This is a genomic window from Novosphingobium clariflavum (genome assembly GCF_026420865.1).
Classification (GTDB): domain Bacteria; phylum Pseudomonadota; class Alphaproteobacteria; order Sphingomonadales; family Sphingomonadaceae; genus Novosphingobium; species Novosphingobium clariflavum.
Map to the genome: position 1 here is coordinate 1 of NZ_JAPCWC010000036.1, position 17,978 is coordinate 17,978.

The following is a 17,978-nucleotide window of genomic DNA, read 5'->3' on the forward strand; positions in this document are numbered from 1 at the left end:
TTTCAGGGAAGGGGGCTTGAGATCGCCTTGATGGCCTTCAATCCCGTTCCAAAACGAGCGATCGCGTCCCTGTTTCTCTCCAGCTCGCCATAGGGCAGATAGGCGAAGTCGAGATCGGCAATACGGCTGAAAGCCGGGCGACGGAGTTGCGCGCGAACGTCCTGCTCGCGCGCATTCGGTGCGACCAGGAATAGCCCGGCGGCAGCGTGCAGATCGCTCCCCGACAGCGCCAGATCGAGCATGCGCACGATCCCCGAGTAGATCGAGGTCGAATGTTCAACCTCGAACGCGGCGGCGACGCCGTCGCCACCCTTCGCCAGCCACAACACGTCGATGAGGCGGATCGAGTCCGCTCCGGGAGAGGTCGCAATGGCGTCTGGAAGGCGCTCGAGGCATCCCTGTCCAAGCGGGCAGCCAGCGTGAAGTCGACCGCGGTCATTGGCGGCGATCCACACATCGTAACCGAGGGCATGGCCGAGGTCGCGCAGCCAGGCCTGGATTTCGGCGTGCGTGCGATCGGTTTCGCCCTGCGCGGCGGCTGTCTTGTCGAGCCGGCTTGCCTCCGCTCTGGCATGTTCCAATCTGCCGAGCCAGTCGTCGGCCGCCGTTGCGTCATCCTCCAGCGGTGGCGCGGGATAGCGGCCCGAGCCAATGTCGAATAACAGTCCGCCGATCGCGCCGAGATCGTTGGAGAGCAACTCGCGGTAACGGTCGTTGAGGTCGAGGATGCCGGCGCGCATGGCGAGAAAATGATCCCATGACCCGAGCTTCACCTTGGCGCCGGTGACGGCATTGTAGCCCTTGACGATCGCGGTATTGAAGGGCGGCACCAGCGTCGGGTGAAGGAAATAGAGCAGGTTGGCCGCCGCCGGCCCCAGCCCCTTGATCTTGAGCGCGTCTATGCTGCGGATGTGGCTGATGATCTCCTCGGCGGTATCGCAGCACGAGCAATTGTCGAGCAGGCGACCGAACGCCCGCTGGTTGTCCGGGCTTTCGTAGATGTCTGGAATGCGCAGCTTGGGCTTCCACAGCCAGGCATGGTCGGCGCCCTTGAAGATCTGCCGCTGTTCGGCGATCGAGTGGACAACCGTTTCCAGTGACGAGCCGCGATAGGCGACGCCGAACCGCCCACTTTCGATTTCTGCGACCACCTGCTGCAGCCCGCGACGGATGGAGCGGAAGTTTTTCAGCCGTTCGTCCCACAGAAACCAGGAGCGATAGGTGGCGCCGGGATCGTCTCGCCAACGACGGACAAGCTCGCTCACGAGATCATGATGTGTCGCGGGTAACAAGGTCATACTGGCTGGGTCATCTAAACTGGGCTCCTTGCCGTTCAGGCTATCGCGAGCAAGGGCGGCTTGCACGTTCAATGTGCGATCCGCGAAGCGTGCTCAAATTGTCGGTGATCGCGCAGGGAAACGCCGCTGGCATTGGGCGTTGCCGGTCGCAACCGTCGACCGGGCGCACAGCCAGGCAGACGGCCGGCACGGGCGTCGCCGCCCGGGAGCGGCGACGCAACCAGCTTTTTCCGGTCGAACTTAGCGGATCACTGCTTTGCGATCGCGGTGACCTCGCCATCGCTGCCCTTGAGCGAGAGGTCGAAATCGACCTTGTCGCCGACCTTGACCGCATCGGTGATCGACGGCGCGGCCTTGAACGCCATCGTCATCGCGGGCCACTTGGCCTCCGGGATCGGACCATGATCGAGCGTGATCGTGCCTGCCGCCTTGTCGATCGCGGTGACGGTGCCATGGCCCTTGGCCTTGATCGCGGCGTTCGCGTCAGGCGCCATCGACATGTTGCCCATGTCGCCGCTCATGGTCGCGGCGGGCGCCGCCTCGTTGGTCTCAGTCGCAACGGGGGCCTCCGCCTTCTTGCCGCACGCGGCAGTCAGGGCGGCGAGGCCGAGGGCAATGGTCAGTCGTGCATGGTTCATCGTCTTCTCCTTCATGATGAAACGGGTTGAGGGATGGGATCGGTCTTGGGCCGGCGCAACAGCACATAGGCGGCGGGCAGGACGAACATTGAGAGCAAGGGCGCGGTCAGCATGCCGCCGATCATCGGCGCGGCAATCCGGCTCATGACCTCCGAACCCGCGCCTGATCCCAGCAGGATCGGCAGCAGGCCGGCCAGGATCACCGCCACCGTCATCGCCTTGGGACGGACGCGCAGCAGCGCGCCTTCGCGCACGGCGGCCTCGACTTCGGCGGCGTCCGGATTTGCGGTGTGCTCTGCCAGCGCGTTCTTGAGATAGATCAGCATCACCACCCCGAACTCGGCGGAGATGCCGGCGAGCGCGATGAACCCGACCCCGGTGGCAACCGACTGGTTGAACCCCAGCAGATAGAGCGTCCAGATGCCGCCGGTCAGCGCGAACGGCAGCGTGCCCATGATCAGCGCAGCCTCGTCGAAGCGGCCGAAGATCAGGTAGAGCAGCACGAAGATGATCAGCAGCGTCGCGGGCACGACCAGCTTCAACCGGTCGACTGCGCGCTCGAGATATTCGAACTGGCCCGAATAGGCGATGCTGACCCCCGGCGAGAGCCGAACCTGTCTCGCCACCGCGCGTTGCAGATCGCCAACCACCGAGGCGAGATCGCGCCCGCGCACATCGACATAGACCCAGGTCGAGGGCCGGGCATTCTCGGTCTTGAGCATCGGCGGCCCTTCGGCGATCGTGACATTGGCGACCGTGCCGAGGGTGATCTGCTGGCCCGCGGGCGTCAGGATCGGTAGCCCCCGCAGCCCGTCGAGGCTGTCGCGCAATTCGCGCGGATAGCGCACGCTGATCGGGTAGCGGGCGAGGCCCTCGACCGTCTCGCCGATCGTCTCGCCGCCGATCGCGCCGGAGACGATGGCCTGGACGTCGGCGATGTTGAGCCCGAACCGCGCGGCGGCGGCGCGGTCTATGTCGACATCGACATAGCGTCCGCCGGTCAGCCGCTCGGCGAGCGCCGAGCTGACGCCGGGCACGCTCCTGGCCACGGTCTCGACATCATGCGCGATGCGGTCGAGCTCGGCGAGGTCACTGCCCGACACCTTGACCCCGATCGGGCTCTTGATGCCCGTCGCGAGCATGTCGATGCGGTTGCGGATCGGCGGCACCCAGATATTGGCGAGACCCGGAAGCTTCACCCGGCGATCGAGCTCGTCGACAAGGCGTTCGGGCGTCATGCCCGACCGCCACTGGTCGCGGGGCTTGAATTGGATCGTCGTCTCGAACATTTCGAGCGGCGCGGGATCGGTCGCGGTCTCGGCGCGGCCGGCCTTGCCGAACACGCTTTCGACTTCGGGCACGGTCTTGATCAGGCGGTCGGTCTGCTGGAGCAGCTCACTCGCCTTGGCGGCCGAGAGGCCCGGCAGCGCCGAGGGCATGTAGAGCAGGTCGCCCTCGTCGAGATTGGGCATGAACTCGCCGCCGAGCCGGCTGAGCGGCCAGGCCGTGGTGGCGAACACCAGAGCCGCGATCAGCAGCACTGCCTTGGGCCGCTTCATCGTCCAGTCGATCGCGGGCCGGTAGATATTGGTGAGCCAGCGATTGACCGGATTGGCCTGCTCGGCCGGAATGCGGCCCCGGATCAGCCAGCCCATCAGGATCGGCACCAGGGTCACCGACAGGATCGCGGCCGCGCCCATCGCATAGGTCTTGGTGAAGGCGAGCGGCGCGAACAGCCGGCCTTCCTGCGCCTCCAGGGTGAAGACCGGAATGAACGACAGCGTGATGATCAGCAGGCTGAAGAACAGCGCCGGCCCGACCTCGGCCGCCGCCTCGGTGACGACGATCCAGCGCATCTCGCCATCGAGATGTCTGTCCGGGTGATCCTGCTCCCAGCGTTCGATCCTCTTGTGGGCGTTCTCGATCATGACGACCGCCGCATCCACCATCGCGCCGATGGCGATGGCGATGCCGCCCAGCGACATGATGTTGGCGTTCACCCCCTGGAACCGCATTACGACGAACGCGGCCAGCACACCGAGCGGCAAGGTCAGGATCGCGACCAGCGCCGAGCGGACGTGCCAGAGGAACAGGGCGCAGACCAATGCGACGACGATGAACTCCTCGACCAGCTTGCGGGTGAGGTTCTCGACCGCGCGATCGATCAGCTGCGAGCGGTCATAGACCGTGACCACCTCGACGCCCGGCGGCAGGTTTTTCCTGAGATCGGCGAGCTTGTCCTTGACCGCCGCGATGGTCTCACGGGCGTTCTTGCCTGACCGAAGAATAACGACGCCGCCGGCGACCTCGCCTTCGCCGTTCAGTTCGGCGATGCCGCGCCGCATCTCGGGGCCGACCTGGATCGTGGCGACATCGCCGAGCCGGACGGGCACGCCGCCCGCCGCAGTCTTGAGCGGGATTGCCCGGAAATCGTCGAGCGTTTTCAGATAGCCCGAGGCGCGGACCATATATTCGGCCTCGGCCATTTCCAGCACCGAGCCGCCGGCTTCCTGATTGGCTTGGCTGATCGCCTGCACTGCCTGGGCGTGGGTTACGCCGTAGGCCGCGAGCTTCACCGGATCGAGCAGCACCTGGTACTGCTTGACCATGCCGCCGATGCTGGCGACTTCGGCCACGCCGGTCACGGTCTTCAGCTCGTAGCGCAGGAACCAGTCCTGCAACCCGCGAAGCTGCGAGAGATCGTGCCGGCCGGTGCGGTCGACCAGCGCATATTCATAGACCCAGCCGACCCCGGTCGCGTCCGGCCCGAGCGCGCTGCGGGCGCTGGCCGGCAACCGACCCTGGACCTGGTTGAGATATTCGAGCACGCGGCTGCGCGCCCAGTAGAGATCGGTGCCGTCCTCGAAGATCACATAGACGAAGCTGTCGCCGAAGAAGCTATAGCCGCGCACCGTCTTGGCGCCGGGCACCGACAGCATGGTGGTGGTGAGCGGATAGGTGATCTGGTTCTCGACGATCTGCGGCGCCTGACCCGGATAGGAAGTGCGGATCACGACCTGCACGTCGGAAAGATCGGGCAGCGCGTCGATCGGGGTCGAGCGCACCGCCCACAGGCCCGCGCCGACCAGCGCGAGCATGCCGAGCACGACGAAGAAGCGGTTCCTCACCGACCAGCGGATGAGATGGGCGATCACTGGCCCGCCACCTTCGCCATATGCCGCAGCGTCGGTCCCGCCGGGGGCCGGTCGAACCCGAACCGGACCCGGTCACCCGCCTTGAAGCCGCGCGCGATGCCCGGATTGGCGAGCGCGAAGGTCATCGTCATCGCCGGCCAGTCGAGCGCGGGAACGGGCTCGTGGCTGAGCGTCACCGAATTGGCCGTGATCCGCTCGATCTTGCCCGTCGTCTCGTACAGCGTGGCTTTCGACGCCGGCGCGGCGATGGTCGCCGATGCCGCACCGCCGCCGATCGGCCGCGCCTCGATTCCCGACAGGCTCGCCTCGGAATCGATCAGGAACTGCCCCGAGACGACGACGTTCTCGCCGGGCGACAGGCCGGCAAGGATCTCGGTCTCGCCGCCTGCCTCGCGGCCGATGCGGACCTCGGCGGGATGATAGCGCCCGTCGCCTGCGGCCAGCATGACGAGCGTGCGCCTGCCCGTGCGGATCACCGCTTCGCTCGGCACCAGCAGCGCCGGCTTGGCATCGCCGCCAAGCGCGACGCTGGCGAACATGCCCGGCCGCAACCGGCCGTCCCGGTTGGGCAGCTCGATCCGCACGGTGAGCGTGCGGCTGTCGGCCTGCGTGGTCGGCAGGATCGCGATCACCCGGCCGGCGAAGCGCTCGCCGGGGAAGCCCGCCAGCGTGGTGCTGGCATTCTGGCCGACCCGGACATCGCCCGCGCGCGCTTCGGGCACCGCGGCATTGAGCCAGACGGTGCCGAGCCCGCTTACCTGGGCGAGCGTCTGGCCCATGGCGAGCGTCACGCCGGCACGGGCGTCGAGCGTCTGGATCGTGCCCGAGATCGGCGTCGTGATCGTCACCACGCCGTTCGGGCGTCCGCTCCGCTCGACGCTGGCGATGAGGCCGTCGGACATGCCCATCAGCCGCAGTCGCTGGCGCGCGGCCGCGGTGAGGTCGGGCTTGCCGAGCCGCCTGACGCTCAGATATTCGGTCTGCGCGCCGCCCCATTCGCGCAGGAGCAGGTCCGCGATCGGCGCGCCGGCGCGGACCACGTCCCCGGGCGCTCGCGCATAGACGCGGCTCACGAACCCGCCCGAACGCGCCTGGATGACGGCGACGTCGCGCTGGTTGAAGTCGATCGTGCCGGTGACCTCGAGGGCCGAGGCAAGGCTGCCCATCTTCGCCGCGACGACCCGCAATCCCAGGCTCTGCCGCGCGGCGGGATCGACGGCGACCGTGGGGGCCGCGCCGGCGCTTCCTCCGTCCGCGTATCGCGGCACGAGCTGCATATCCATGAAGGGCGACTTGCCGGGCTTGTCGAACTTCTGGTTGGGGAACATCGGATCGTACCAGTAAAGGACTTTGCCTGCCCCGGCGGGCGTGGTCGCCTCCGATTGCGGTGCCTGGCGATGGCCAGCCCAATAGCCTGTGCCGCCGGCCAGCAGCGCGACAGCCAGGATCGATGCGCCCCAGCGCAGCGCGGATTTATCGAGCGTCATGGCCGCTCCTCCCCATAGGTGATAGTGATGCGGACCGCGTCGCGCGCGACGTCGGCTTCGCGGTTGAGCGCCTCGACCTCGGCCTCCGCGAGCCCGAGCGTCGTGAGCAGCGCGGCGCCAAGGTCGAGCTTGCCGGCGCCATAGCTGTCGCGGTCGAGCTCGGCGCGGTGCCTGGCGAGTGGCACCAGCGTCTCGCGGGCATTGCGCAACCGGGAGAGATGCATGGCATGGTCTGCGAGATCGGCGTCGAGCTGCGCCACCAGCTCGCGGCGGATCGCCTCGCGGTCGAACCGACCCCCTTGCGCAAGGCTCTCGCTTGCAGCGATCCTGGGGTTCTGGCGCTTGCCGGCGAACAGCGGCAGGTCGATCGACACGCCGACCGAGGCCATGTCGCCGTACATGGGATCGCGCCGGCCATAGGTGACGCCGACCTTCCAGTCGGGGCGCTTGTCGGCGCGCGCGAGACGCACGTCCGCTTCGGCGACTGCGATCCGCGCGTCCTGCGCGCGCAGGGCGGGAAGCGCATCGATTTCGGCCCGCAGCCGGATCGGATCGACATCGAGCATCGGCGGGTCGCCCGTCGCCTGCGGGTCGGGGTCGCCGGTATAGCGCGCGAGCCGGGCCCGCGCCTGCGCCACCACCGCAGCCATCTCGGCGCGGCGATCGGCGATGGCGGCGCGGAGCTGGTCGGGCTCGAGCGCCTGGCTCGGGCGCGCGCTGCCCGACGCCAGGCGTGCGGTCACGGTCTTCTGCAGGTCGTCGAGGCTGGCATCGAGCAGGTCGAGCTGCCGGAGCCGGCGTTCTCCATAATAGAGATCGACCCAGGCGAGGGCGGTCTCGAGCCGCACGTTGCGGCCTTCGATCAGCTCGCCCGCCTCGGCGATACCGATATCGGCCGCGGCGCGCGCGGCGCGTGCATGGCGCTTGGCGAGATTGGGGAAGGTCTGGCTGAACCCGATCGTCGCCATAGTGAAATCGTCGCGCGTGAAGCTGCCGGCATTGGGGCCGCTCACCGGGAAGTTCTGCAGGCCCAGGTCGAGCGTCGGATCGGGCAGGCGATCGGCCGCGACCGCCGAAGAGCGGGCGCCGGCTGTCGCCGCCGCGCGCGCCTTGAGGCTTGGCGCGTTGGCGGCAGCGAGCCTCACTGCCTGCTCGTAGGTGAGCGGGCCGGCCGACACCGGCACGGCCCAGGCGCTCGCAAGCGTCGCACCGATAGAGAGCAACAGGCGTCGCACAGCGCGCCTCGGCATCATGATCATGGATATCATCCCCTCATGACAGAGGCGGCGCGCCAAGATGTGACGCGCCGCTCCGGAGCGGGTTTAGCCCTTGTCCGACCTGACTGCGCCGCGCATGCAGTCGGCGGCGCTTGCCTGCATCATCGCGCAATCGCAGCTGGCCATGTCCCGGCTGTCGGGCACCCATATGCGGACACGCGCAGGGCCAGTCGCCCGCGGACCATATTGCGGCGCCGACCGCCATTCCCAATGGCCTTGCGGCGTGCGGCTCGCGTCGGTTGCAAGCGCAGGCGCGGCGAGACTGAGGGCCGCCACAAGGGCGGCCGGAAGCAGTTTGATCATCACGAAAACCTTTGACTGAAAAGAAGGAAACCGGGCGCGCACGCATCGATCGATGCGCGCAGCCCGTGCTCGTTCAATCAGGCAAGGCTGGTGGGAGGATCCGGCTCGGGCGCAACCGCCTTGCCGGTCAATATCGTGTCGGTCGTCCAGAAGCTGGGCGCGTCGTAGAGACGCGCAGGCGCAACGCCGCCTGCCAGGTCCGCTGCGACCAGCGGGATCACGCACCCCATCGCGGCGATGCAATCGAGCGTCAGGCCCTTGCAGGGCTTTTCGCTGGGCGCAGGCTGCTGCTTGGCCATCATCGCCATGCAGTCCGCATCCATGCCCTTGGCCAGCGGCGCGCCTGCCGCCTGCGGCACGCTGTGCGCGGCCGCCATCTGGGCTCCGAAGAGACCGGACAGCGCTCCGATGACGAGCAGGAGGGCGAGCAGGCGTTTCACGGGCCTCGATATCTAGCGGGTTTCGCGGGCGCAGCCAACCAAAGTCTCGCGCCGCGCGGATTTTGAAGTGCTGACGGCTGATTCCGTCAACTCCGCGTCAATAAAGATCCGGCCCGGGGAAGAAGATCGGCTGCGGCCTCTACGTATATCGAGGCTGGACCCGGGACCGTAGTCCCAAGCCTGAAGAGACGCTCTTCCCCTCGGCAAAGTCCGGGCGGTGGCTTACCATCCAAGGAGGTGAATATGGTCAGAAAAACTCTCATGGTCGCGCTTGCCGGCATTTCGATGCTTGCTGCCGTCCCCGCTATGGCCCAGGGCATCGGGCACAGCCTGTTCATGCGCGGCTCGATCGTCGACACGGGCAGCAACGGCACGGTCGTCTGCATCGGCAAGGCCGATGGCGCCGAGGTCGGCCAGAAGCTCGAGGTCTATCGCGTCGTGACCCATCCGGGTCCGTCCAAGGGCGTGGCGCCGACCTATCACCGCCAGCTCGTCGGCCATGTGACGATCGACCATATCTTTGACGATCACTTCGCGCACGTGTCCGTCGCCGACGGCACGCCTGCCAGGCACGACATCGTCGAGCTTCGCAAGAACTGACAAGCCGGTGGCCCGGCGGCACGGGCTGCCCTGCGACGCGTCGGGGCAGCGGGCCGCCGGCGACGAGGAGACCGTTCGGGGTCAAAGCGAAACCGCTTGACCCTGGACCATGGTCCAACCGGCATGATCGAGCGGATGACATGGGCAATTTCAAGATCGGCGAACTGGCCGCGGCCGCAGGCGTGGGGCGGGATACGATCCGCTATTATGAGCGGATGGGCCTGCTGCGCGAGCCCGCGCGCACGGCAGCGGGCTACAGGCTCTACGACGCGACCGACCTCGAGCGCGTCAATTTCATCCGCTCGGCGCGGGAGCTTGGTTTCACACTCGAACAGGCCCGGCAGCTGCTGGCGCTCAGGGCGTCGGACACCGCGCATGCCCAGGCCGTGCTCGATATCACGCTTGCCAAGATCGCGGACGCCGAAGCCCGGCTCGAGCGCCTGTCGGATATCCGCGACATGCTGCGGATGCTCGCCGACGAATGCCCGGGCGAAGTGCCGGTCTCCGATTGCCCGATCCTCGCCTTCCTGACGGCGCGGCGGAAAGACCAGCAGCATAACAAGAAACATCAGGCAGCGCAGGACGAACGATCACCACGAGCGAAAGGGGTTTTGTCATGAAGAAAATGCGTTTGATCGCCGTCCTCACGCCGGCGCTGCTTCTAGGCGCCTGTGTGACCACGCGGCCGACCTCGGCGCAGGTCGAGAGTTGCCGGGCGATGGAGGGCAATATGGGTCTCCAGACGCCGCATGATCATGGCGAGATGAAGGGGCAGGGGCGCAACCCGATGAACCTCTCGCACGACCGGTGTCTCCGGATTCTGCGCAGCGCGCAATGAGCCGGTCCGGACGCCAGGGATGGCGCCCGGACACAGTTTTCAAGCCAAGGAGCAAAGCCATGATCGACCATGCGAAGAAAGCCCTTCCACTTGTCGGCGGAAGCCTGTTGCTGGCGCTCGCGCTTTCGGGCTGCGACCGCCAGGCCGACCAGACGGTGCCGCCCGCGGCGAACAGCGTCGCCGCCACCCCGGTCCTGACCGACAGCGGCAACGCTGCAGACGCGGCGCCGATGGACGCGATGAGCAACCAGGCCGAGATGGAGCGGCATCACCGTCAGGCGATGGACCATGACGCGATGCGCGCCGGGGCCGGCAACCAGACCGCGCCGGCACCCGATCCCGCGCCGGGCAATGCGGCGATGCCGATGAAGGATATGTAGGCTCGCACACTAAGGGGATGAGGATGTCCAGGCGGATCAGCCTTCGACGCTTGAGCCTCGGCTGCGCAATCGCTCTCAGCCTGTCCGCGAGCGCGGGCGCGCAGGAGGGCGAGGATCATGCCGCGCATCATGGCGCAGGCATGCCGGCCGGCGGGGGCATGTCCGCACCGGCAGAGCCGGGGTCGTCGGACATGGCGAAGATGATGAACCCCATGATGGATCGCATGATCAATGGGGAAGGGGAGAATGAGCACGGCCACGAATCGCGCCGGACCGGCTTCATCTCGCAGCTGCTCGCCTTTCCCGCGCTTGACGAAGCGGCAAGGCAGCGGGTCGCTGCGCAGGCCGGCGAACGGGTAAGCACGGGTCTGGCGATGATCAACGCCGCCTCGGCCGACGGCGCGCGTGCGACCACGGTCTCGGCCCGGCTCGATGCGGCGCGGCGCCTGCGCGAGGGAACCGACCTGTTCCGCTCCGGCACCGCCGCGCAGGGCGCGATCGGGGGCTTGCAGCCGCCCCGGGAGGTCGGGCTTGCCTGGCTGCGCGATCAGCTCGACATCGACCAGGCCGCGCCCGGCCATGCCGATCACTGGTTCGGCATCTCGCCCTCGCACCTCCTTCTCATGCTGTTCCTGGGGCTGGTGAGCGCCACGCTTATCGCGCTGCAGATCTTCCGCCTGCGGCGGATCGGGGCGATCGCCGGCGGTGTCGCCACCGCCAAGGTTCCAGCAAAGCCGGAGCCGAAGGCTGCCCCTCCCGCTACCAGGGTTGCGCCCGCGCCTGCACCCGTTGCCGACAGCGCCGGGCTCGCGCCGAGCAATGCGGCCGCACCCGCTGGGGCGTCGCTGCGCAAGCCCAAAAGCTGGGCGGGGCAGCTGCGCGTGGTCCAGATCGTGCGAGAGACGCCGAGCGTGCTGACCTTCCGGCTCGCGGACCCGACCGCCGACCGGCTGCCGTTCGACTTCCTGCCGGGCCAGTTCCTGCAGGTCGAGGTAGAGCCCGAAGCGGGCAAGACCGCGCGCCGTTCCTACACGATCGCCTCTTCGCCGACCCAGCGGGCCTATGTCGAACTGACGGTCAAGCGCGAGGAGCAGGGCGTGGTCTCGCGATACCTGCACGACAAGGTCGTCGCCGACGATCTGCTGAAGGTCAGCGGACCGTTCGGCGCCTTCACCTTCACGGGAACGGATGCCCAGAGCATCGTGCTGATCGCGGGCGGGGTCGGCATCACCCCGATGATGTCGGTGCTGCGCTATCTCACCGACACCGCGTGGAAGGGTGATATCTTCTTCTTCTACGGCGCACGGTCGACCGAGGAATTCGTGTTCCGCGACGAGCTCGAGCGGCTCGAACGCCGTTTTCCCAACCTCCATGTCGTCGCCGCGATGCAGCGCGCGCCCGGCACCGTCTGGATGGGCCCCGAAGGGCCGATCACGCGCGAGATGATCCTGGCCGCGGTGCCGGAGATCGCGAGCCGGCGCATCCATATGTGCGGCCCGCCGGCGATGATGGGCGCGATGCGCGGCGTGCTGGCGGAACTCGGCGTCCCCGAAGCGCAGCTGCACACCGAGGCGTTCGGTCCGGCCTCGCTGCCGGCCGACCACGAGGATCTCGAGGTCAAGCCCGCGCCCCCGCCAGCGGATAAGCCGGCCCCGAGCGCCGAGGTGGCGCCGAGCACGGTGACCTTCTCCGTGTCGGGGGTGTCGGCGGCCTTGCCCGCGGACGAGACCGTGCTGGAGGCGGCCGAGGGCGCGGGCGTCGAGATCCCCTATGCATGCCGTGCGGGCACATGCGGCGCCTGCGTGGTCAAGCTGCTGCAGGGCGAAGTGACGATGGAGGTCGAATCCGGCCTTGCGCCCGCCGACAAGGCGCAAGGCTATGTGCTCGCGTGCCAGGCGAAGGGGACGGGCACGCCGCTCGTGGTCGAAGCCTGATGCGCGAACGCAGCGACATTGCCGTGGGCCTGCTGGTCGCGTTCCTGCTGCTGTTCCCGTTCGGCTATCTCGTGCATGTGTCGCCCCGCTTTCCGGGTAGCCTGGCCGGCGGGATCATCGGGATCGCAGCGCTCGTGCTGATGCTGCTGACGCTTCCTTATGTCGCGGCCAAGCACATCGCCTGGGTCGACAAGGCGCTCTCCCGGGTCGTCAGCAAGCCAACCCTGCTCGCCATCCACATCTATGCCGGCGTGCTGGCGCCGATCCTGGGTCTGGTCCACGCCGCGCACAAGCTCGAAAGCCCGGTCGGCCTGCTTCTGACCGTCCTCCTGCTGATGACGGTCATCACCGGCTTCATCGGCCGCTACCTGCTTGCCCAGCTTGGTCGGGCGCTGCGCGGACGCAGGTCAGAACTGGCCTCGCTTCGCGCCGCCTTCCTCGAGGAGCCGGCGGCGCCGACGCAGGCCGATACCGCAGCCCCGCCGCTGTCGGGCTGGAAGCGCTATCTGTTCGTCGCCGGGGATGCGTCCGCGGGCCAGCGCCCCCAGGACAAGGCGGGGATCGCCGCAGCGCTGGCCGATACCGAATTCGCGATCCGTGCCGAAGAGGCAACCAACACCCTGTTCGCGCGGTGGCGGTTCCTGCACATCCTGCTGGGCTGTCTCATCTTCGCGCTGCTCGCGCTCCACGTCGGCGCGGCGATCTATTACGGGCTGCGCTGGCTATGAGCTGGCAGCGTCTTTCCTACGCCGTCTTCATCGCAGCCCTGCTGGTGATGGTCGCCGCGGTCGCGATCCGGATGCGATCGGACGCGCCGAGGGATGCCGGCCTGGTGGCGCAGCTCGTCTCGCCCGGCCCGCTCTCGAGCGCGCACCAGTCCTTTGCCGGCCAATGCACGGCCTGCCACACGCCGGGCAAGGGCGTCGAAACCCGGACCTGTCTCACCTGCCATGCGGGCACCGATTTCGGGACGAAGCAGTCGACGCAGTTCCACGCGAAAGCGACGCAGTGCACCTCCTGCCACGTCGAACATGAGGGAGAGCGCGGCATCATCCGCATGGATCACGCCGCGTTGCTCGACATGGCGAAGTGGCGGCAGCCTTTGGCGGGCATGTCGACAAACACTCGAAGCCTGACCCCCGAGACCGCGCTCAATTGCGCGAGCTGCCATGCGTTCCGCGATCCGCACCAGGGCCTGTTCGGCACCGACTGCGCGAGCTGCCACAAGACCGACAGCTGGAAGATCGCCAATTACCGCCATCCATCGGTCAATTCGACGCAGTGCGCCGAGTGCCACAAGGCGCCGCCGAGTCACTTCATGGAGCATTTCAGCATGGTCTCGCAGCGCGCAGCCGGATCGAAGGCGCGCGTCGACCAATGCTATGCCTGTCACGCCACCGACAGCTTCAACAATATCCGCAAGCGAGGCTGGTATGATCACCATTGAGGCCGACTGGCTGAGCGCCTTCTTCCGGCTCGCGGTGATCGGCCTGGAACTGGCGGGCACGCTGACCATCCTGGTCGGCGCGGGGCTCGCAACCTTTCTGTTTGCGCGGCGGGCGAGGGCGGGCGACCGAACCGAGGCCTATAGCGCGTTCCGCTCGGCGCTCGGCCGCAGCATCCTGCTCGGCCTGGAATTTCTGGTCGCCGGCGACATCGTCAAGTCGCTGGTGATCAACCCAACGCTCGACGATCTCATCGTTCTGGCCGGGCTGGTGCTGGTGCGGACCTTCCTGAGCATCTCGCTCGGGGTCGAGATCAACGGCCACTGGCCCTGGGAGGAAACCCGGATGGCGCGGGAGAAGGCGCGTGCGGCGTCGGATGGGTCGCCTGCGACGGCTGAGGCCGCCGGATGCGGCACAGCGCTCAAGGGATAGCAGATGGGAGGTGCATGATGATCGAGAGACGCGAATTGCTGATGGCCGGCGCCGGCCTTGCCGCCGCCGGAACGCTGGCTGTGCCGGCGGCGGCGCAGCAGCATCGAATGGAAGGGATGGCGATGTCGATGACGGACTGCATCGACGATTGCGTGGCTTCGCACCGCATGTGCCTGGAAACCGCCGCTTGGCTGACGAAGCAAGGCGGCGCGTCAGCTACGGCGTCGCTGATCGCCATGCTGAACGACTGTGCGGAACTGTGCCAGGCGACCGCCAACTCGATGCTGCGGGAATCTGCCCTGCACCGCATCGTCTGCCGCGCCTGCGCCGACGCTTGCGAGCGCTGCGCCGAGGAATGCGGACGCCATAGCGCGGACCAGCGGATCGCGCGTTGCTCGGCCACCTGCAAGAAATGCGCGGCGAGCTGCCGAACGATGGCGGACATGTCGAGCTGAGCGGCGCGCTTCGCACGTGCCCCACATAGTCACGTTCAGGCCAGAGCCCCCGGTCACAGCTTGTGTGTCCGACAACTACGCCAGGACAGCGATCATGGCACGTGGCACAAAGTCCGAGTATCCGGCAACGGCGGAAATCATCGCACCCGCCATCGCCGGAGCCTTCCGTGCCGCCACCCGATAGTCGGGTAATGCCGAGCACCATCTTTACGATTGCGTGAACGCTCCACGGTCGATCTGTATTGGAGAAGTCAGTGTCAACCGCCGAATTTGTCAACCGGCTACCCGAATTGCTCCGCCCCAATCCAGCAAGGGTAGTGATCAGACCCTATATGCCGTCGACGGAAACCTATAAATATGCGGTACCGGATCAGCCACGTGCGCAGCGCATCGCCGACCGCGTCCTGGCGCTCGACCCAGCATCGCTCCACGATGAGTTGCAACGCATTCTTGATGATTTCTCGGGAAGGCATCGTGAGGTTCCGTCCCTGTTTTTGCGGCGGTTCCACGAGGTTGATGGCATCATCGTCTGTGATTGCGAGGTCACCCATGAACAGGCGCTCTTGATCGGTGCCCATTTTTGCAACGAATATTCCTATGAGGCAGCAGCGCTTTTCAATCCGAGCATCGTCCTGCATCCTGATCAGTCTGCTGTACCTGAAAACTCTCTCCGATTCATTCTTTCCCTGCGAGGCGTGGGCGAGGGGCATATCTCCTCCGTCACCTTTCGCACCGGGTTTTGCGCCGCGGACGGAACCATAGCAATCAATCCTCCGAGCCCCATGCCGCTCGTGCTGGAGACTGAAAACATCTCCGGCGAGGACGGGCCGGACGCGGGCATTCGGATCAAGTGCGATGGCAGCCACGATCTCTCGGAGATCGTGATCTTTCCGACAACCCCCAGCCAGCGTGGTGGCATCGAAGACCTTCGCTTGGTCCGCTTCCTGGACGACGATGGCCGAGCCACCTATTTCGGTACATATACGGCATTTAGCGGCCAGTCCGTCCGGCAGGAGTTGTTGTCCACGCCGGACTTCCGGACATTCGAACTCAGACCGCTGCGTGGGGATGCCACCGGTAGCAAGGGCATGGCGCTTTTCCCCCGACGCATTGCCGGGCACTTTGCCATGCTTGGGCGCGAGGATAACGAAAATATCTGGTTCCTGACGTCCGCGGACATTCACGACTGGAGTGGCGGAGCGAAAGCCATCGAACCTCGCTGGCCTTGGGAGTTTGTCCAGATCGGTAATTGCGGATCGCCGATCGAGATCGACGAAGGCTGGCTGGTCGTAACTCATGGAGTCGGCGCCGTTCGGAACTATTGCATCGGGGCGTGCCTGCTGGACCGTGACGATCCCTCGAAGCTGCTGGCGCGGACGAAGCTACCGCTTTTGCGGTCGGACATGGATGAGCGCGAAGGTTATGTGCCAAACGTAGCCTACAGCTGCGGCGCGATGGTACATAATCGGGTGCTGGTACTGCCTTATGCCATTGCTGACAGCTTCACCACTTTTGCCACTATTCCTCTCGAGCGTCTGCTGGCCGCCATGGATTAGTCACTGTTGCCGACCTGTCCTGCTCTCGAGTCGGAACCATAGTTACACATCGGCACAACAACGATGCCAGTGCGATAATTTATGGCCATCTCAGAGACGGACTTCGCACATTACGTATACAGCAAGGCGGAAGGTGACACCATTTCACGGGCAAGCTCCGGAAGGGGCGACAATCGACCGGGCATATGCTCGATCGAACGGGAAACCCAGACTTGAAGGAATGGATACTTGCGCAAGAAGACGGCAATGATCGCTTCGCTCGCAGCTCTCGGCTTCCTCGCCGTCAGTGCCGGACCGGTGCTGGCGGACGGGATGCCGCCGGGCATGCCCGATCTTGAGGAGACCCTCAAGGCCAGGCCGGCGCCTGCCCAGCCCGATCCTGCCCACATGCAGGGCATGGCTCACGGTAAGGAGCAGATGCACGGCCAGATGATGCAGGGCCATCGAATGGCGATGCGGGATTCGCAGGACCAGGACGGCGCCTCCGGCATGTCACACAGGTCGGACGGTGGTTGCTGACCCTGCCATCATTCCATCAGACGACAAGGTTGACGGACAAGATCATGGCCGCTTTCAACCGAAGCCTTGGTCCGCCGTTCCCACGGCGGGCCAATCGCTTTTCTGGCCGGTCTCAGGACGAGAAAACCAGGCCGGGTCACATTTTTGATCGATCCCGGATCATCATTTTACGCGCCTGCTCCAGCAGGCACACGGCCGATCGGATTTCGATTCGTAACTTACGTATACAGACAGCGTCTCGCTAGCAGCATTGAAGCTTCGGAATTGCCGGGATCGGAACGTCGATCGGGCAACAGGAAGAACACTCGGAGACCCTCAATGCGACAGACGACATTTCTCGCGGCGCCCGTCAGCCTCTTCGCGACGCTAACCTTCGCCGCCGGCACCGCTCTCGCCCAGTCGACGCCCGCGCCCGCGCAGGCTGCGCCGGCCCATGCCCACCAGCAGGGCATGGATCATGGCGGGCAGCAGATGCACGATCAGATGATGAAGGATCATCAGGCCGGCGCGCAGAAGCAGCAGGGGCAACCGGCCCAGCAGGATCAACAGGGCATGTCGGGGATGGCCGGCATGTCCGGCGGCTCGCCTGCATCGAACGGCTCGGGCATGGCCGGTAAGGCGAAGAGTGGCTGCTGCAAGATGCCGATGAAGAAGGCCAAGCCGGCGGCGAAGAAGAAGACCGCCAAGCCCATGGCCGACAAGCCGATGAGCGACATGTGAGGTTTCCAGCCCCGAGAACAGACCCCAGGGGCTGAGGGCCCGCCGTTCCCCCGCGGCGGGCCAGTTCTTTGACGATGCCCAGCGTCGCCCCGTGCTCCCAGCTTTCAAAACCGGGTCCGAGCGTCTGACTTGACAGAGGAAACAGCGATGCGAAAACATCTTGGCGTCGGTGCTGCTGTTGGCTTTCTGCTCTTTGGCAGCACGCCGCTCCTCGCACAGGGTATCGGCCATAGCTTGTTCATGCGCGGCAAGATCGTCCGTATGGATGCGGGCGGCACAGTGGCCTGCCTGGGTAAGGCCGATGGCGCGCACATCGGGCAGATACTCGAAGTCTATCACGCAACGCCGCGCCACCGCCGTCTTGTCGGTCATGTCGAAGTCGACCAGATTTTCGACGACCATTATGCTCATTTCCGCGTGAGGGACGGGACGCTTCAGAAAGGCGATTGGGTGAGCCTAAAGCGCGTCCGGGCGTAACGCCAGAATTGGAATGCCAAGCGC

At 66.3% G+C, this 17,978-nt stretch carries 19 protein-coding genes; 13 read left to right on the forward strand and 6 right to left on the reverse strand.

The window, feature by feature from the left end:
• Positions 1-2: 2 nt before the first annotated feature.
• From OKA11_RS22250 to OKA11_RS22275, 6 genes are all read right to left on the reverse strand, one after another.
• Positions 3-1,265 (reverse strand): hypothetical protein, encoded by a 1,263-nt coding sequence (locus tag OKA11_RS22250; RefSeq protein ID WP_007683327.1) that lies wholly within the window; start codon positions 1,263-1,265, stop codon positions 3-5.
• A 281-nt stretch (positions 1,266-1,546) separates the two neighbouring features.
• On the reverse strand, positions 1,547-1,951 hold the full coding sequence (locus OKA11_RS22255) for a copper-binding protein (RefSeq protein WP_007406376.1): 405 nt from the start codon (positions 1,949-1,951) through the stop codon (positions 1,547-1,549).
• Positions 1,948-5,091 (reverse strand): efflux RND transporter permease subunit, encoded by a 3,144-nt coding sequence (locus OKA11_RS22260; protein ID WP_267224416.1) that lies wholly within the window; start codon positions 5,089-5,091, stop codon positions 1,948-1,950. The genes OKA11_RS22255 and OKA11_RS22260 overlap by 4 nt, the downstream gene beginning before the upstream one ends.
• The gene (locus OKA11_RS22265; protein WP_267224418.1) at positions 5,088-6,578 is read right to left on the reverse strand and encodes an efflux RND transporter periplasmic adaptor subunit; all 1,491 of its coding nucleotides are present in this window, start codon (positions 6,576-6,578) and stop codon (positions 5,088-5,090) included. The genes OKA11_RS22260 and OKA11_RS22265 overlap by 4 nt, the downstream gene beginning before the upstream one ends.
• Positions 6,575-7,837 (reverse strand): TolC family protein, encoded by a 1,263-nt coding sequence (locus OKA11_RS22270; RefSeq protein WP_267224420.1) that lies wholly within the window; start codon positions 7,835-7,837, stop codon positions 6,575-6,577. The genes OKA11_RS22265 and OKA11_RS22270 overlap by 4 nt, the downstream gene beginning before the upstream one ends.
• Positions 7,838-8,235: 398 nt before the next feature.
• Positions 8,236-8,598, reverse strand: coding sequence for a hypothetical protein (locus OKA11_RS22275; RefSeq protein WP_007406428.1), 363 nt, complete (start codon positions 8,596-8,598; stop codon positions 8,236-8,238).
• A 261-nt stretch (positions 8,599-8,859) separates the two neighbouring features.
• Here OKA11_RS22275 and OKA11_RS22280 point away from each other — a divergent pair, with 261 nt between their 5' ends.
• The 13 genes from OKA11_RS22280 (at position 8,860) to OKA11_RS22340 (ending at position 17,954) form a co-directional block, all read left to right on the forward strand.
• Positions 8,860-9,198 (forward strand): hypothetical protein, encoded by a 339-nt coding sequence (locus OKA11_RS22280; protein WP_007406371.1) that lies wholly within the window; start codon positions 8,860-8,862, stop codon positions 9,196-9,198.
• Between the two features lie 140 nt (positions 9,199-9,338).
• On the forward strand, positions 9,339-9,818 hold the full coding sequence (locus OKA11_RS22285) for a heavy metal-responsive transcriptional regulator (protein WP_267224435.1): 480 nt from the start codon (positions 9,339-9,341) through the stop codon (positions 9,816-9,818).
• On the forward strand, positions 9,815-10,036 hold the full coding sequence (locus OKA11_RS22290; RefSeq protein ID WP_007406426.1) for a hypothetical protein: 222 nt from the start codon (positions 9,815-9,817) through the stop codon (positions 10,034-10,036). The genes OKA11_RS22285 and OKA11_RS22290 overlap by 4 nt, the downstream gene beginning before the upstream one ends.
• A 59-nt stretch (positions 10,037-10,095) precedes the next feature.
• The gene (locus OKA11_RS22295) at positions 10,096-10,416 is read left to right on the forward strand and encodes a hypothetical protein (protein WP_007406382.1); all 321 of its coding nucleotides are present in this window, start codon (positions 10,096-10,098) and stop codon (positions 10,414-10,416) included.
• Positions 10,417-10,439: 23 nt separating this feature from the next.
• Positions 10,440-12,350 carry a 2Fe-2S iron-sulfur cluster-binding protein gene (locus tag OKA11_RS22300; protein WP_030089529.1) on the forward strand — a complete coding sequence of 637 codons (1,911 nt, stop codon included), beginning with the start codon at positions 10,440-10,442 and terminating at the stop codon, positions 12,348-12,350.
• Positions 12,350-13,078: a hypothetical protein gene (locus OKA11_RS22305; RefSeq protein ID WP_007406424.1), complete on the forward strand. Its 729-nt coding sequence runs from the start codon at positions 12,350-12,352 to the stop codon at positions 13,076-13,078. Before OKA11_RS22300 ends, OKA11_RS22305 begins: the two co-directional genes overlap by 1 nt.
• On the forward strand, positions 13,075-13,797 hold the full coding sequence (locus OKA11_RS22310; RefSeq protein ID WP_007406380.1) for a hypothetical protein: 723 nt from the start codon (positions 13,075-13,077) through the stop codon (positions 13,795-13,797). Before OKA11_RS22305 ends, OKA11_RS22310 begins: the two co-directional genes overlap by 4 nt.
• Positions 13,784-14,227, forward strand: coding sequence for a DUF1622 domain-containing protein (locus OKA11_RS22315; protein WP_007406411.1), 444 nt, complete (start codon positions 13,784-13,786; stop codon positions 14,225-14,227). Before OKA11_RS22310 ends, OKA11_RS22315 begins: the two co-directional genes overlap by 14 nt.
• A 14-nt stretch (positions 14,228-14,241) precedes the next feature.
• The gene (locus OKA11_RS22320) at positions 14,242-14,682 is read left to right on the forward strand and encodes a four-helix bundle copper-binding protein (protein ID WP_015449267.1); all 441 of its coding nucleotides are present in this window, start codon (positions 14,242-14,244) and stop codon (positions 14,680-14,682) included.
• A gap of 254 nt (positions 14,683-14,936) precedes the next feature.
• The gene (locus tag OKA11_RS22325) at positions 14,937-16,238 is read left to right on the forward strand and encodes a glycoside hydrolase family 130 protein (protein WP_438830636.1); all 1,302 of its coding nucleotides are present in this window, start codon (positions 14,937-14,939) and stop codon (positions 16,236-16,238) included.
• A 228-nt stretch (positions 16,239-16,466) separates the two neighbouring features.
• Positions 16,467-16,757: a hypothetical protein gene (locus tag OKA11_RS22330; RefSeq protein ID WP_007406388.1), complete on the forward strand. Its 291-nt coding sequence runs from the start codon at positions 16,467-16,469 to the stop codon at positions 16,755-16,757.
• 318 nt (positions 16,758-17,075) lie between these two features.
• Positions 17,076-17,477 (forward strand): hypothetical protein, encoded by a 402-nt coding sequence (locus OKA11_RS22335; protein WP_015449265.1) that lies wholly within the window; start codon positions 17,076-17,078, stop codon positions 17,475-17,477.
• Positions 17,478-17,624: 147 nt separating this feature from the next.
• The gene (locus OKA11_RS22340) at positions 17,625-17,954 is read left to right on the forward strand and encodes a hypothetical protein (RefSeq protein WP_004212674.1); all 330 of its coding nucleotides are present in this window, start codon (positions 17,625-17,627) and stop codon (positions 17,952-17,954) included.
• Positions 17,955-17,978 lie beyond the last annotated feature (24 nt).